Origin of the sequence: Thalassotalea sediminis, assembly GCF_030295915.1 — a bacterium.
In the GTDB taxonomy this organism is placed as follows: domain Bacteria; phylum Pseudomonadota; class Gammaproteobacteria; order Enterobacterales; family Alteromonadaceae; genus Thalassotalea_C; species Thalassotalea_C sediminis.
Window position 1 is genome coordinate 3,643,899 of the sequence record NZ_AP027361.1, and the last position, 16,121, is coordinate 3,660,019.

Consider the following 16,121-nt stretch of genomic DNA (forward strand, 5'->3'; position numbering starts at 1 on the left):
AAGACATGTTGATAAAGCAATAACCTCTTATTATCAATCGTAGTTTATCGTTCAAGAGTAACCACACGCTAGCGATAGATAATCAAGTGTACTGTTTGTAGTAAGAAAGTTAATGAAAAAGGTTTAACCAAGCCTTAGAAGTGTATCCCTTGTGAATAAATGAACAAGAATTTATGCATTAGTCTAACAAACATCTAATGACTGAACTTGTAAGCTTTATCGATTATTTTAGAGAACAACATGAATATAGTTTATTTAAACAATCAATTTATCCCCAGCAATGAAGCAAAAATTTCACCGATGGATCGAGGCTTTTTATTTGGCGAAGGTATTTATGAAGTAATCCCTAGCTATGAAGGTAAGTTTATTGGCTTACAAGTTCACCTAAATCGGCTTTATAATGGTTTAGAATCTTTAGGTATCTCATCACCATTAAGTAACGAGAAATGGATTGAACTATGCCAAGAATTAATTGCACGTAACGAAGGGGAAAATTTAGCTGTTTATCTTCACGTAACCCGTGGTGACTCACCAACGCGCAACCACGCATATCCAACAAATACAACACCGACCGTTTTTGCATTTACTTTTGACATTCCCGCGCAACCTGTGCCCGAAAAACAAAATGCAACAGTATATAATGTTTCGAGCCAACAAGATTTAAGATGGAAAAGATGCCAAATTAAATCCACGTCGTTATTAGGCAATGTTATGCACTTTCAACATAGTATTAATGAAGGCAACAAAGAAACAATTTTATTTAACGACCAAAATCAACTGACAGAAGCAAGTGCGAGTAATGTCTTTATTGTAAAAAACAATACTATTATGACACCGCCATTAGATAATCAAATTTTACCTGGTGTTACGCGACATATTGTATTGGCGCTGTTAAAAGAACATAGCAAATTCACGATAGAAGAAAGAGCCATTTCATACGATGAAGTCTTAAATGCAGATGAAGTTTGGCTTACCAGTTCGACGAAAGAAATCGCTCCTGTTATCAAAATAGATGACAACATTATCGCTTCTGGAAAGGTTGGCGATGTATGGTTAGAAGCCCAAACACTATTTTCTCAATATAAATATCAGTACTAACACGCGTTAATCACGACGCAATATCAATGCAAAACTGCGCGCATTGAATTTCTGATAAGGATGAATGAAGATAACTAGCGCCCCTTTTATGGAGCGCTATGGTATTAAAAGGTCGCCGCCATTTTAGCGTTTATTCACCCAAGACTAACTGATGGCAACTTACTTGCGTAATTTGCCCTAAAATAGTTGCTTGCTCTGCACCGGTAACACTGGGCGCGTTTGCCACTTGACCAGTAATACAGCGGTAACCGAGCCATGCAAATGCAAGCGCTTCCATATACTGGCTCTCTATGCCAATACTATCCGTCGTTTTTATATGCCATAAAGGTAACAAACGGCTTATAGCATTCATTAAAGCTGTATTTTTTGTGCCTCCGCCAAAGACCAAAAGGTTACCCGAAGGCTGAAAGTCTGGGTTTGACTTAACATTTAGCGCTTTATTTAGTTCATTTGTAACACTTGTCGCTGTAAGTTCAACTAAAGTAGCCATAATATCGGCATCTGAAATGTTGCTTGAGTGTGAATACTGTTCAAGTTTTTGAGTAAGCCAAGCTAAATTAAAATATTCTCGGCCGGTACTTTTGGGGTGCGGTAATGAAAAATAGTTATCGGCTAACAGCGTCGCCAATAAAGGTTTGTTTACTTGGCCTGAAAGTGAAACTTTTCCATCTTCATCATAAGGTTGTGAAAACTTAGTTTGCATCCAACTATCAAGTAAAATATTACTTGGCCCCGTATCAAAGCCCGTCAAGGTATCTTGATTAATAAGCGTTAAGTTGGCGATACCGCCTAAGTTAAGTAAAGCAGTGTTTGCTGTAAATTCCGATGAGTGAGTAGATGACTCAAATAAGCTTTGGTGAAACATAGGTACTAGCGGTGCACCTTGTCCTTTAAAGGCAATATCCATTCCCCTAAAGTCGGTCACACAGGTAATGCCTGTTTCTGCTGCAAGTACATTAGCATTGACCAATTGCATTGAAAAAGGATTATCACCAAACGGATTATGCAACACCGTTTGACCATGGCAACCAATTGCCCTCACTTGAGAACGTTCAATTTGGTAGTTGGTTAAAAGCTGTTGAACGGCTTTCGCGTAACTTTTGGCAAGCTTCACTTCAAGCTGGCCTAGCGCTTCTAAATTGCACTGCGTATTTTGACACAGTGCCAGTACTTCCGATCTAATACTTTCATCAAAATCGCAGGAAAATCCGCCAATAAGTGCTGATTTATTATTTGCGATTTTTGCCAACACCACATCTATACCATCAACACTAGTGCCTGACATAATGCCAATATAAAGGTTCGCTTTATTTGTATTTATATCATTTTCCACATGACTTCCTATCGGGTTTATTTATTTTCTGTTTATTGGGCTTGCTAGAGGCTAAATTGCACAGATTTCGTTTACTGCAATATTACCTAATGTAGTATTATCGCGCCGTTGAAAACATATTGTATGGTATTTTTAAACATCTGGCATATTCATTATTTTTTGTCACTTATAGCTTTAGCGACTGCTGCCATTGTTGCTTGATATATTCAGCAACTCTAAATGCATTTGCATAAATCGTGTAGGTGTATGGCACACTGCCACCTGTTGGCATAAATGAACCATCGGTAACGTAAAGGTTTTTCACCTCATGAGCACGGCAGTATTTATTAAGAACAGACGTTTTGGGATCGTGACCAAAACGGCAGCCCCCAGCCATTAAATTCGTTGGTGGGGCACTACTAACAGATGTAGTAATGTTTTTTGCACCGAGCTTTTCAAGCACTTTTGCCCCTTTTTCAACTAAATATTCTGCTACGGTAACATCTTGCGGATGAGCACCTATGCGTACCTTAGCGACAGGGTCTCCCCACTGGTCTGTAACCTCTTCATCCAAGGCAACAAAACAATCGTCGTTCGGCAACCAGTCAGTAAACACTTCAAATCGTAATGTTTTATATGACGTAAATTCACTGTATAACTTTGATTTTAGCTGCTCACCCCAAATCAGATCACCCGCTTCATCGTATTCATTGTCATACGCTCGCGCTATCGGATTGTGATAAAAAAGAAAATCTAACGTGCCCCCTTTCGCTTTACCGCCCTTATTAACGCCCGAGAAATCAGCATCATTAATCTGATACCAATCTTGTATTGCTCGATTAATAAAAGGACCTTCCGTTTTTAATTCTCGTGCTTGCTCATCGGTTAAATCATCAAAATAGAAATCACCTCGGCCGCCGCCGCCGCCACTAAAAATTAAGTTTTTACCGACTTGACCATTATTGTTTGCTAGACCTTGTGGAAACTGCTTACTTTTAGAACTTAACAGTAATCGACTCGTCTCTATTGCCTGACACGCAACCACATAGGTATTTGCAGTTATCTTTTTAGTCTTTCCCTTAGTATCATAGTAATGAACAGCACTAACGTTATGGTGCTCATCATTTTCAAGATAATAAACTTTAGCATTGGGCACGATGGTTAAATTACCTGTCGCCACTGCATGATTAAGTAATGCAGCTCGACCACTTCCTTTGGCACCAGTAGAACAACCATAACGGCTACAATAGCCGGAGTATTCACAACTTTGTCTCCCCATCGCGGGTTGCGACAATATCGCGCGAGGGATCGGGAAAGCATGATAGCCTAATAATGCAGACGCTTTATCTATCCACTTTGCCACCGGATGATCGGTCAATGGAGGGTAAGGGTAGTCACTTTTATGGGGCTCTAAATAAGGATGTTCAACCACTTTACCCGACACACCAACGGTTTTATCCACCTGACGATAGAAAGGCTCAAGCTCTTGATAACTCATTGGCCAGTCAACAATATTGGCACCTGCAATTTCGCCAAATATTGTTTTTAAGGTAAAGTCCATCGGTTTTAAGCGGTGAAAATAACCACTCATAAAATTTGAAGACCCACCAACGACATTGCCATTCCAAAACGTCCAACCTGATTCACTTGTAGCTTCTTTGTGCCAGTGCATTTCGCCATCTTCTTCGTGGCCTTCTTCAATAACATGCTGCTCATCAATCAGTGCAGGGTTATAACTGTCTCGCACATTTGCAGCAAGTTCATCTTTGTAAAACTCTTGCTCAGTTAACCAAGGACCTTTTTCCAATACAACAACCTTAGCGCCAGCCTTAGCTAATGTGTAGGCAACCGGCGATGCGCCAGCGCCACTGCCAACAATACAAATGTCATACTTCATGCTTTATCGGTTCCAGAATAAGGCTTGTGCTTTTTAGCGCCTGCAGTAATATCTTTCGTCGGAATGACAGACGCTGTTTTCGCCACAGTACTTCTAGCAGGCAGTTCATAGTAGCGCTTTCCTTTTTCTGGCAGAGGAAAACCCATTTGATGTTCCAACCATTGCCAACCGATTCCTTCAGGGTTACCCCCATAGGAAGGCGGAGACAACATCGCTTCATAGATATTGAGAATCATCATATTAAGCCAACTCTTGCCCGCAGTTGAGCGACTAATACCGATTAACACTTGCTGCTTTTCCTCGTTATTTAAAGCAACAAATGTCCGAGAAAAACGTTTTTCAGTATAACCGTTAAGCCATTCTACGCCTTGAAAAATAAACGAAACCTCTTCTTTATCTGTCGGTTGTTCATAGACAAGTAAATATAAATACAAGCAAGCGTTAATTTCTTTTGCACCTGGCCCTGACGCCGAACTCGGCAATAAGTGTTGTTGTACGGCATCTAAGGTTTGCCATTCTCGTTGTACTAGATCTCGTTTAAACTTATGAAGTAAGTCTTCACTGACTGCTGAGATAGGGAAAGATGCAACAACCGCACTAGCACCTGCGGCAGATTTCAGTAATTTACGTCGATGTAATTTCTTGGATAACCAAGCAGGTGTTTTACGGTAACACTGTTCAAAGTTTTGCTTCACTCGGCTGTGATCCTTTTCAAGTTTTCCATGTTTTTGCTCACGTTCCAATTATCAATAAACGTTAACCAAGCGGCTCTTGAATGTTCACCGTTAGTATCAATGAACTCGCCAGTATCTTTAGATAACATAACTTTACCTTTACCTGTTGAGACAAAGATATGAGGATAGCCTACTACTGGCGGCAACGATTTCAGAAAATCGTTATTATCGTTGTGTTCACTAACATTTATTTTTAATAATACAAACTGTTGGTGCAAGGCACGATAAACATCAGGGTTTTTAATTAAAAACACATCCATTTTCTGACACCATACACACCAATTTCCGCCTATTTCAATCAGAATATTTCGTTCAGTGTCAGTGGCTAACTTTATCGCAGCTCTTGCATCATCAAACGGATTTCTTGCCTCATCATAGCCTTGACTATAGGCGGGTAAATTATTCAAGCTCTTAGCAAAGGCTATAGCAAGTGACGACGATACCGTCATCAAAGCGATAGCGAACATTAATGTTTTCATAATGACCTGTACGTTAACGGGAATAACAACTAAGACCTTCTCTTGATTATCTTTCTTTCATCTCTGATGCTAGCTTGATAACTTTGCTTTCGCAAAACAATATCGCGATGACTTCAATTTTAAGACTAAATTTAGCAAAATTACCCTAATAGCGGTGTCAAAATACATTTGTAACGCTTATAATTGCGCCGTCATTTGATCAAACAGGAAATAACCTATGCGCCCTAGTGGAAGAACTCTCGGCCAAATTCGACCGGTCACGATTACACGCCAGTTTACTGCTCACGCTGAAGGCTCAATTTTAATTGAGTTTGGCGATACGAAAGTAATTTGTACCGCTTCTGTTGATGAAGGTGTTCCTCGTTTCCTTAAAGGCCAAGGTAAAGGTTGGGTTACTGCTGAATATGGCATGTTACCGCGCTCTACACATACTCGCATGCGCCGTGAGGCTGCAAGTGGTAAACAAAGTGGTAGAACGTTAGAAATATCACGTTTAATTGCCCGTTCATTACGTGCTGCAGTTGACCTACAAGCCCTAGGTGAAAATACAATCACGGTTGATTGTGATGTAATTCAAGCCGATGGTGGTACGCGTACTGCCTCAATTACCGGTGCTTGTGTAGCACTAGTTGATGCATTAAATTACATGCGCGCTAAAGAAATCATCAGTACCAACCCGTTGAAACATATGATTGCCGCTATTTCAGTAGGTATTTATAAAGGCGAACCTGTAGCAGACCTTGACTATCCTGAAGATTCTGCAGCTGAAACTGATATGAACGTTGTTATGACTGATACTGGTAAGCTTATTGAAGTGCAAGGTACTGCAGAAGAAGAGCCATTTTCTTTTGAAGAAATGCAACAAATGATGACCTTAGCTAAACATGCAACAAGTGAGTTATTTGACGCACAAAAAGCAGCTTTAAGTTAAGGAGCCTTGTAATGAAAGCTTACCAACGCGAATTTATTGAATTTGCCTTAGAAAAAAAAGTGTTACGCTTTGGTGAATTTACCTTAAAGTCTGGCCGTACTAGCCCTTATTTTTTTAATGCTGGCTTGTTTAATACGGGTCGAGACCTAGCACGTTTAGGCCGTTTTTATGCCGCGGCACTCGTCGATGCAAATATCGCTTACGACGTTCTGTTTGGCCCCGCCTATAAAGGTATTCCAATTGCCACCACTACCGCGGTTGCACTGGCCGATCATCACGATCAGGATGTCCCTTATTGTTTTAATCGTAAAGAAGCAAAAACCCACGGTGAGGGCGGTAACTTAGTTGGCTCTCCATTGGAAGGTAAGATAATGCTGGTTGATGATGTTATCACTGCTGGCACAGCTATTCGCGAATCTATGGAAATCATTAAAGCCAATGGAGCGGAGCTATCAGGCGTGTTAATTGCTTTAGATAGACAAGAGAAAGGTAAAGGTGAGTTATCCGCCATTCAAGAGGTAGAACGTGACTTTGCGACAAAAGTTGTTTCAATCGTTACACTCGGTGATCTTATTCAGTACCTTGAAGAGCAAGCTGATCAACAAACGAGCTTGGCAGCAATTAAAGCATATCGAACACAATACGGTATTTAACCGTAAGTTAATCGCCTAGCAAATAATCCACCTACTTATAAGGTGGTTTAAGATTGACAATTAAAAAAGCCAGCTTCATGTGCTGGCTTTTACGATAATTGATTACGCAACCCTTTACCGTAGTTTACCTTTAAACGATAACACCATATCGCCATTTTCATTTAACAACGTTAACGTATTATCGGTTATATGCCCCTGTTCGACAGTTGTTAGCGCCTTAACAAATGCGGACTCCACTTCTGCCGTTTCCATACAATAACGTTTGCTCATGGCCAACGGTGTAAAATGTATTGTTGAGTTATCTATATTCACATTACTTTGAAAACGATTACAGCCAGTAAAGCCTGATACTTTATCTGGCGCTATAAATTCAATATAGGGTACGAGCTCCCCCTTGGTTGGAATAGTAAAGGCTTGTGCAGAATGCAGTTGCCACCTAACGTTTTCTAAGCTGTCTACTGATAAACTTAACTTGGCTGTTTTACTGTCTTGTTGACAAGAAAATAAAAATAAAACACAACAAAACAAGACAGCTGAAATACGAAAAGTTGCCATAATATCTCTCACTCAATATACATAACGGTATTGTAGCCCTTTAATTGCAACAGTCATGGTAAATTCGCTGTAATTGCTATAATTTACGACTAATGTCTAAACGTCGATGGCTATAAATGCATCAAACGGCAAAACTGGAGGGAAAATTTTATTTGCTAGAATTTGGCTTATCCAATATGGTTAATGAACATACTCTTTCCAAGACTTATCATTTAGTTATATTTTTTAAGGATCCGCGTGAACAAAATTAAGGATATATATTCGAGAAATATTCGTATCAACCTTTTTTTGACCTTAATATTGTTAATATTTTCAGCACAAGCACAACAATCAACAGCGCAAACATCACCAGAAAATAGCCACGAAAAACAGATCATTCGCATTGCATTACCAGCACAAGAAAGTATTGACTACGCCGCGCAAGAACGTATGCAGGCACTCATTTCTTTTCTTAAAGAGTATTGGCAAATTTGGGCACTAGATCATCAGCAAGAAGTGCGTTTTTTAATGCTTGATGGTAAAGAAGCCGTAAAAAAACTGAAAAATAATGAAGTCGATGTTATTGCCATCAATATTCTCGCCCCTAAGCTGCCCGAATTTCTTTACAGCATTCCTTACGCTACTTTTAAGCAACGTGTTTTTCGTAACCAATATAAAAAGCAAGGTCGTAAAGTACATATCGCTATTCACGATCCAAACCATGCTGCGCTTGATTACTTACCTAAACATGTCAAACGTACCTATTTTGATAGCGTTGACGCGCTGATCAACGATTATAATGATTTCGACGTACTCTATTCTATTCACCCTTGGCTATTGCAACAGGCCTTGAAAGATAATCAAATTCAAGAGTCATTTTACGTCAATCAAAATGAAGTGCCAGAAATGACCTTACATTTCTCAACACGAAAATCCGATCGTGAATTAATGTATATAATCAACGAAAGTATGCGACAAGTCAGTCACGCGCAAGCGCATTTATGGGAAGAGAAATATTTAAGTTTTGAATATAGTAATTTTTCGTTGATGCTTGGGCATTACATTGCAGAGCTTTCTGAAGCAGAAAAGCAGTTTGTCATTGATCACAATGTAATTAAAGTGCCTGTGCCTAAAACAGGGCTTTCACCTTTCATTATTACACGTAACCATACCAATATTACTGATCGCGGTTATTCTGTTGATCTACTCAATATGATTTCTACTCGATTAGGGATCTCCTTTAGACCAGTCAGGTATGATACTTATAGTGAGGTGGTAAATAGCGTTGACAACAATGACACACAACTCTTTCCATTTTTTGAGGTGAATTCAAAACTTTCAGACCGTTATATTTTCAGCCAACACTTTTTAGATGCACATTATAGTGGCATTTATAACCCTAATATTTCGGAGTTTACACAACTATCCGATGCTAATAATCATACGATTGCTGTGGTTAGAGTCTTTGCAGTATCAGAAGCAATACAAAAACAGTTTCCACAAGCAACCTTTATTCAATATGACACCATAGACGCTGCAATTGCTGCGGTTGCTAGAGGTGAAGCGAGTCTGTTTATTGGTCGCTCCTTGCTCGCTGCAGCGACAGTAAAGCAACATGGTTTAGCAAATCTTACGTCAATTCCATTACATGATTTTCATCCTAATGCCAAACTCGCTTTTGCAACAACACCAGCATTTGAAACCTTGATAACCTTACTCAACAAAGCATTAAACAACATATCTGCTGATGAATTAGATGCCCTTTATAATAAATGGAGTCGTTCAGCCTTTCCAAACGCTGATGTTCAAGGCAAGGTTGCAGACGCGTACCGTCAGGCCAGTTACGTTTTTTTCGCGATTTTATTAATTGCACTCATTATATTTTGGGTTTATTACCGACAACTTCAAGTACGTAAAATTGCACAAAAGAAAATTGAGCATGCCCTCGCAATAGCTGAAGCCGCTCGTTCAGAAGCAGAACGTTCAGCGCAAGCAAAAATTAATTTTCTCGCCCGCATGAGTCATGAGATCCGCACCCCTATGAATGGTGTTTTAGGCATGGCAGAAGCATTATCGTTTAGTCATCTTAACAAGGAGCAAAATGAACTGCTCGACACATTAGAAGGCTCTGCAAGACATTTACTTGCGTTGTTAAACGATGTACTCGATTTTTCAAAAATGGATGCTGGAAAGCTTACCCTTGAGTCAGTGCCTGTTAACTTGCATTTATTAACGAAGAATCTGCTAAAAAGCTTCCAACATATCGAGATAGAGCGAAACTTATCACTAAAGCTCAAGGTTGATGAAAAAATCACCCACAGTTATTACACCGACCCAACACGGCTAAATCAAGTGTTAAACAACTTGATCAGTAACGCCATTAAGTTTACGGAAAAAGGTAGTATTAGCGTTACCATCGAGCATATCGATCACTATGCAGACAAGTTAGATATTTATGATACCTTACGTATATCCGTTAAAGATACCGGCATTGGTATATCAGAACAAAATCAGCAATTTTTGTTTTCTCCGTTTACACAGGCCGATACTGATATAACCCGTAAATTTGGTGGTACAGGGCTAGGCTTAAGTATTTGTAAAGAAATTGTCACGTCAATGGACGGAGACATTCAAGTAAAATCTGTACCAGGAGAAGGGAGTGAGTTCTTTTTTACCTTAGTACTTAAACAAGCAGAGTTTGAGCGTAAAACAGAAGATAGACGTAAAAATAACCGTAGATTGAATGCGCCATCAGATGGCAGGTTTAATACTTTGCGAGTGCTAATTGCAGAAGACAACCTAGTCAACGTAAAGGTATTGAGTGCCCAACTGGCGCGTCTTGGTGTTGAAGCGGATATCGCCTACGATGGCCAACAAGCATTAGAAAAACATCTTGATAATCCATACGACATTATCATATCAGATTGTCATATGCCGAATATGGATGGTTTTGAACTAGTCAAAGAAATTAACCAGCAAGCAACAACGCCTGTTTGGTTAATCGCCGTTACAGCAGATGCACTAAGTGGTGCCGCTGAAAAGTGTTTAAACGCTGGCTTTGATGACTATATGGCTAAACCTTGCCCGCAAGAAGAAATCACCAATAAAATGAACCATGCATATCGCGCACTTCAAAAAAAGCAGCGATATTTTCAAGCAATTAAGTCTCAAAACAATAATCATCGAGCATTATTTAACCCAGATATACTAATGAACGCTTTTCAACAGGATGCTTATCAAGCATTAAGTGCTAGCCAGCACTTCACTCGTTGTTGGCAACAAGAGAAAAACCAGTTATTAGCAACATTTGATGCCAAGGATAAGAAAGCACTGCTCCATCATTTAAAATATATCGCTAGCCAGATTGCCTACTTACAACATGATAGCGTTAGCCAATCATTAGTTGACGGCCAACTACACATAAAAAGTAGTCCTGTTGATGAGATTCAAGACACCTTATTAACGCTTTGTAGTCAACTTGATTTATTGTTTGTTGAGGTTGAATTGTGGCAAGCCACAATTCAACCTTCTTAAAGACAATACGACTATTTAACTTTAAATTTACCAACCAATTGTGTCAGGCTGCTAAATTCAGCCTGCAAACTATCGCACGCTTGATGTGTTTGCGATAAGTTCTCAACACCCTGTTGATTCAGGTCCATGAGCTGCAAAATGTCCTCATCAATAGATTTAATAACATCGCTTTGCTGCTTAGTTGCTTCAGCGACAGCATGGTTCTCGTTATCTACATTTTGAAGAGAATTGACAATGGCTTGCATTCTTTCGTCAGCAAGGTTTGCCTTTTCAACACTTGCACTACTGTTTTGTTGACTTTGTTCCATAGAACTTACAACAGAAACGGTACCTTGTTGCAACATTTCAATCATGTTTTCTATTTCCGTTGCTGCTTCTTGAGTTCTTTGAGCTAGCTGTCTAACCTCATCAGCCACAACGGCAAAACCTCTACCTGCTTCACCAGCACGCGCAGCTTCAATAGCGGCATTTAATGCCAGTAAATTAGTTTGCGAGCTTACTCCCATAATAACATCGAGAATGCTGGCAATGTTCTGCGCTTCTACACGCAGTTTTTCAACGTCGCTACTCGAGCTTTCCATCGTACTTGAAAGCGCCTCAATGGAACGGATATTTTCATTAAGTGCTTCCATACCTTGTTGAGATTGTTGACGCATGGCTGTTGCCAGTTCTGATGCATTGCCTGCATTCACAGATATTTCGTCTGCTGAGCTATTTAGCTCTGTAATTGCGCTAGAAACATTAGTACCACGACTTAATTGCTGTTGCGCCATATCTATACCAAAGTGTGCACTTTTTCTTACTTGGTCAATATGTTCTTCTAACGTGCTCGCCGACGCTTGGACTTGCTTCATTGACTCATGGACGGTGGCAATAAAATTATTAAAGTTGGCAGATAATTCACCAATTTCATCACTACTGTCTACTGACAATCGCTGTGTTAAATCACCATCCCCTTCTGAAATATCTTTAATGGCATCGTTTAAGCGATATATCGGCTTCATTAAGTGATTAAAGAGAAAATGCAATAATAGGACGGTTGCAAATAGGCTTACCAATGCTACAACAATAGCACTATTGCGGGCATCAATAAGCGGTTGATAGGCTTTTTCTTTATCAAGCACAACACCAACATACCAATTAACTGAGTTAATGCCTTTAATGGGAATAAATGACACTATCTTTTCATCGTTAATTTCATTCAGTGCGATATCAAAACTTGGTTTTGAGCCTAAAAGTTCAGCAATGTCCTTCTCAACAAAACTTGCCTGAGGATGACTTAAAATTTTGCCTTTAGCGGTAACTAAATAGGCGTAGCCTATATCCAAGAAATCAATCGCATTGAGAATGTCTGAAATATCATCCAATAAAATATCACCGCCGGCAACACCAATAAAAGTGCCATTAACCTCAACAGGTGCGACAGGCGAAATTACAAGCTTATCTATGGTTACATCCATATAAGGTTCAGTAAAAGATGGGCTTCTCGATTGTTTTGTTTGTGTATACCAAGGACGTTTTCTTGCATCATAACCAGCAGGTAATGCTAGCGTTTGATCATCTAATATAAATTCTCCGGTACTCTCAACACCAACATAAGCACTCTTGAACTCACCGGATTTAGCTGCTTGCTGTACCGCTGATAACACTAATGCTTTTTCAGGATTTGCAGGCGTTGTTTGCGCAATTGATTCGACAATACGCAACTTACCATTTAACCAATTAGAAATATTACTTGAAACAGAATGGCCAATTTCATCGATTGCTCGATTTAAATTGTCTTCAGTATCCTGTTTGATCGAAAAATAATTTATTGAAGTAGACACTGCTAACGCTAAAATTAATAAAAGTACGGTAACAGCAATAATTTTATGGGCGAATTTCAAAGGAAACACGAATAACTCTCTTGTTATTATTATTAAGCACTACTCTACCTTACCATTGGCTAAACAAATGTCCAATGTGATTTTTTTCATTTGACAACACATAGGTTGTTGATATAGATGGCTAAACCTAAAATTTGTAAACAAATTAATCCACTCATAATTATAAATAACTGCCCAGTAAATTTTCTTTTCTTATTCCGAGTCTTACTAGCGAAACAACAAAAAGTTCTGATACAAGCGGTTTAAAAACTGGCAAACTGCTTAATTAACGCGGCAAGGAGGTACTTATGAGCAACGCTAACGAATACATACTGACATGGCAATGCCCTGATACAACGGGGGTACTGGCGCAAGTAGCGCAAAATTTATTTGAACATGGTGCGTTTATTACTGAAACTTCCCAGTACAGTGATCCTTATACTGAAACTTTTTTCTCTCGAATTGCTTTTGACGATCGACATATGACGGGCGGTATAGATGAATTCAGACAAGGTATTGAAGAATTAGCAGAGCCATTACACTTACAGTATCGACTGCGCGAAAAACATAATATACCCAATGTCGTTATCGCCGTATCCAAAGATGATCATTGTTTAGTCTCGTTGCTCACCAAATGGAAAGCAGGCGCTTTACCCGTTAACATCGTTGCTGTGATATCGAACCATTTAGATTGCAAATCATTAGTTGATTGGCATGGTGTAGATTTCCATTATTTGCCAATGGCGCCAGGACAGAAACAACAACAAGAAGCTAACTTCATGGCATTGTTTGAACAGTATCAAGGTGATTTGCTTATACTAGCCCGTTACATGCAAATTTTATCTGATAATATGTGTGCGCAGTTACGTGGAAAAGCCATTAATATTCATCACTCATTTTTACCAAGCTTTAAAGGCGCAAGACCTTACCATCAAGCCCATGCGCGAGGCGTAAAAGTGATTGGGGCAACAGCGCATTATGTGACTGCAGATCTTGACGAAGGGCCTATCATTGTTCAAGAAGTTAAAGCGATAAACCACACTTACACCATCGAACAAATGGTATATGCGGGTCACGATATTGAAGCAACCGCACTTAGCCACGCGGTAAAAATGCATGCTGAAGAGCGTATTTGTCTTAACAAAGATAAAACGGTTATTTTAAATTAGCCTCGGTTTTATTGATCTTTTAAAGGTTTTAGGTATAACGGTGCTAAAACCTTATAGCTAATTTTTCTCATGACTATTAAATACCGTATTGCAGCTAATGATGTAAATCATCACTTATTCGATGTTTCGTTAACTTTCTCAGCAGATAAACACCAAAATTACACGTTATCTTTACCTGCTTGGCTTCCAGGCAGTTACATGATCAGAGACTTTGCCAAAAATCTTATTTCTCTGACTGCACAAAATCAACAAAACCAAGAGATAGCGTTAACAGCGTTAGATAAACAACGTTGGCAACTCGGTGCTTGTTCGGGTGAAATAACGGTCAGCTATCAAGTATTCGCATTCGATTTATCAGTGAGAACGGCCTATCTCGATTCTCAGCGTGGATTTTTTAATGGTAGCTCCACTTTTTTAGCCGTTGATAATTTACAAGAGAGTCCATGCCAACTATTCATTGAATGTCCTGCTGCTCACGAGCATTGGCGTGTTGCCACAGGCATGCGAAGAGCAAAGCATACCGATAAATACCAATTTGGTGATTACATTGCTGACAACTATGCTGAACTCATTGACTGCCCTGTTGCCATAGGTGACTTCGACAGTTTTGAATTTCAAGTAGAAGGTGTAACACATCACATGGTGTTTACCAGTAAACATTATGGTGACAGAAAGCGCATTGCAGACGATGTAGCTAAACTTTGTCAACATCATATTGATTTATTTGGCGAAGCACCCTTCAATGAATATTGGTTTATTACCCATTTACTCGAAAGTGGCTTTGGTGGTTTAGAGCATAAAAACTCAACTATTTTACAGGCGAGCCGCTTTGATCTGCCAAACCCTCAACAAAAAGACGAGCTCAGCGAAGAGTATAAAACCTTTCTTTCGTTATGCTCGCACGAATATTTTCATGCTTGGAACGTATGTCGTATTAAGCCTAAAGCCTTTGTACCTTATCAGTTAAATCAGGAAAGCTACACTGAACAACTTTGGGCATACGAGGGTATCACCTCATATTATGATGATTTTTCGTTATACCGCGCCAACATTATTTCATTTGAAGATTACCTAAAAATTCTCAGTAAAGCGATCACCCGTGTTAGCCGAGGCAATGGACAGCTAAAACAAAGTGTGAAGGAGTCTAGCTTCTTTACTTGGACCAAATTTTATAAGCAAGGACCAGACGCCGTTAATAATATTGTCAGTTACTACACAAAAGGTGCGTTGATTGCTTTATGGCTAGATTTAACCATCAGAGAAAAATCTAAAGGTCGCTATTCACTTGATCAGTTGATGCGAGAATTATGGATACACTTCGGTCGCCCCGGTATTGGTACCGAGCAAGAAGATTTTATCAACATTGCCAACATATTATGTGGTGAAGATATCACCGATGCATTTACACACCTGCTAGATGCCAAAGCACCCGTTGATTTAGCGCCCTTGTTAAAGAAAGTTGGCATTAATTATACAAATAGTAAGTTTACTAAGCTTAATAGTGTTGATACTAGCGAAAATCAAATGTCGGCGCCTTATTTAGGAGCACACTATAAAACACTGTCGCTTGGCTTACAGATAACACAAGTGTTAGAAAACTCCCCCGCAGCCAAAGCCGGAATAGCAGTGAATGACGTATTAATCGCTATAGATGGCCTAAAAATGAATGAAAAAAGCATACAGCAACTTGCTAGCTATTTGCCCACGAACAATGCACTTTCTTGCCACTTTTTTAGAGATGATCAACTGTTACAAACAGACATCAGTTTCATTGAATCACCTACAACGGGTGTTAGTTTAAGCGTTGACAATGAAGCACTAAGCCAACAATGGCGGCATATTCTGCGCTGATGGCAATATATGTGTAAATAAAAAAGAACACCACGTTTATAGATAGATCTGCAACCAAGTTAGT

Annotated in this window: 12 protein-coding genes; 6 read left to right on the forward strand and 6 right to left on the reverse strand. The window is 39.4% G+C overall.

Annotated features, from left to right (window positions below):
- Positions 1-240: 240 nt before the first annotated feature.
- Positions 241-1,098: a D-amino acid aminotransferase gene (locus QUE09_RS16475; RefSeq protein WP_286233965.1), complete on the forward strand. Its 858-nt coding sequence runs from the start codon at positions 241-243 to the stop codon at positions 1,096-1,098.
- 130 nt (positions 1,099-1,228) lie between these two features.
- Here the strand turns inward: QUE09_RS16475 and QUE09_RS16480 are convergent, their stop codons facing one another.
- The 4 genes from QUE09_RS16480 to QUE09_RS16495 form a co-directional block, all read right to left on the reverse strand.
- On the reverse strand, positions 1,229-2,431 hold the full coding sequence (locus tag QUE09_RS16480; RefSeq protein ID WP_286233966.1) for an anhydro-N-acetylmuramic acid kinase: 1,203 nt from the start codon (positions 2,429-2,431) through the stop codon (positions 1,229-1,231).
- Positions 2,432-2,597: 166 nt separating this feature from the next.
- Positions 2,598-4,307, reverse strand: coding sequence for a GMC family oxidoreductase (locus tag QUE09_RS16485; protein WP_286233967.1), 1,710 nt, complete (start codon positions 4,305-4,307; stop codon positions 2,598-2,600).
- Complete coding sequence (locus tag QUE09_RS16490; protein WP_286233968.1) at positions 4,304-5,002, reverse strand: gluconate 2-dehydrogenase subunit 3 family protein; 699 nt, start codon at positions 5,000-5,002, stop codon at positions 4,304-4,306. The genes QUE09_RS16485 and QUE09_RS16490 overlap by 4 nt, the downstream gene beginning before the upstream one ends.
- Positions 4,999-5,520, reverse strand: a complete 522-nt coding sequence (locus tag QUE09_RS16495; protein ID WP_286233969.1) for a thioredoxin family protein — start codon at positions 5,518-5,520, stop codon at positions 4,999-5,001. The genes QUE09_RS16490 and QUE09_RS16495 overlap by 4 nt, the downstream gene beginning before the upstream one ends.
- Positions 5,521-5,737: 217 nt before the next feature.
- On the opposite strand from QUE09_RS16495, the gene rph reads away from it, so the two are divergent.
- Positions 5,738-6,451, forward strand: coding sequence for a ribonuclease PH (gene rph / locus QUE09_RS16500; RefSeq protein ID WP_286233970.1), 714 nt, complete (start codon positions 5,738-5,740; stop codon positions 6,449-6,451).
- Between the two features lie 11 nt (positions 6,452-6,462).
- A complete protein-coding gene (pyrE, locus tag QUE09_RS16505; protein ID WP_286233971.1) occupies positions 6,463-7,104 on the forward strand; it encodes an orotate phosphoribosyltransferase in 642 nt (213 codons plus the stop codon).
- A gap of 114 nt (positions 7,105-7,218) precedes the next feature.
- On the opposite strand, the gene QUE09_RS16510 is transcribed toward pyrE, so the two are convergent.
- Entirely contained in the window at positions 7,219-7,659 is a 441-nt protein-coding gene (locus QUE09_RS16510) for an META domain-containing protein (protein ID WP_286233972.1), read from the reverse strand.
- 237 nt (positions 7,660-7,896) lie between these two features.
- Here QUE09_RS16510 and QUE09_RS16515 point away from each other — a divergent pair, with 237 nt between their 5' ends.
- Positions 7,897-11,172, forward strand: coding sequence for an ATP-binding protein (locus tag QUE09_RS16515; RefSeq protein WP_286233973.1), 3,276 nt, complete (start codon positions 7,897-7,899; stop codon positions 11,170-11,172).
- Between the two features lie 11 nt (positions 11,173-11,183).
- Here QUE09_RS16515 and QUE09_RS16520 read toward each other — a convergent pair whose 3' ends face one another.
- A complete protein-coding gene (locus QUE09_RS16520; protein WP_286233974.1) occupies positions 11,184-13,067 on the reverse strand; it encodes a methyl-accepting chemotaxis protein in 1,884 nt (627 codons plus the stop codon).
- Between the two features lie 278 nt (positions 13,068-13,345).
- Between QUE09_RS16520 and purU the strand changes: the two genes are divergently transcribed.
- Positions 13,346-14,206, forward strand: a complete 861-nt coding sequence (purU, locus tag QUE09_RS16525) for a formyltetrahydrofolate deformylase (RefSeq protein ID WP_286233975.1) — start codon at positions 13,346-13,348, stop codon at positions 14,204-14,206.
- Positions 14,207-14,275: 69 nt separating this feature from the next.
- Entirely contained in the window at positions 14,276-16,057 is a 1,782-nt protein-coding gene (locus QUE09_RS16530) for a M61 family metallopeptidase (protein ID WP_286233976.1), read from the forward strand.
- Positions 16,058-16,121 lie beyond the last annotated feature (64 nt).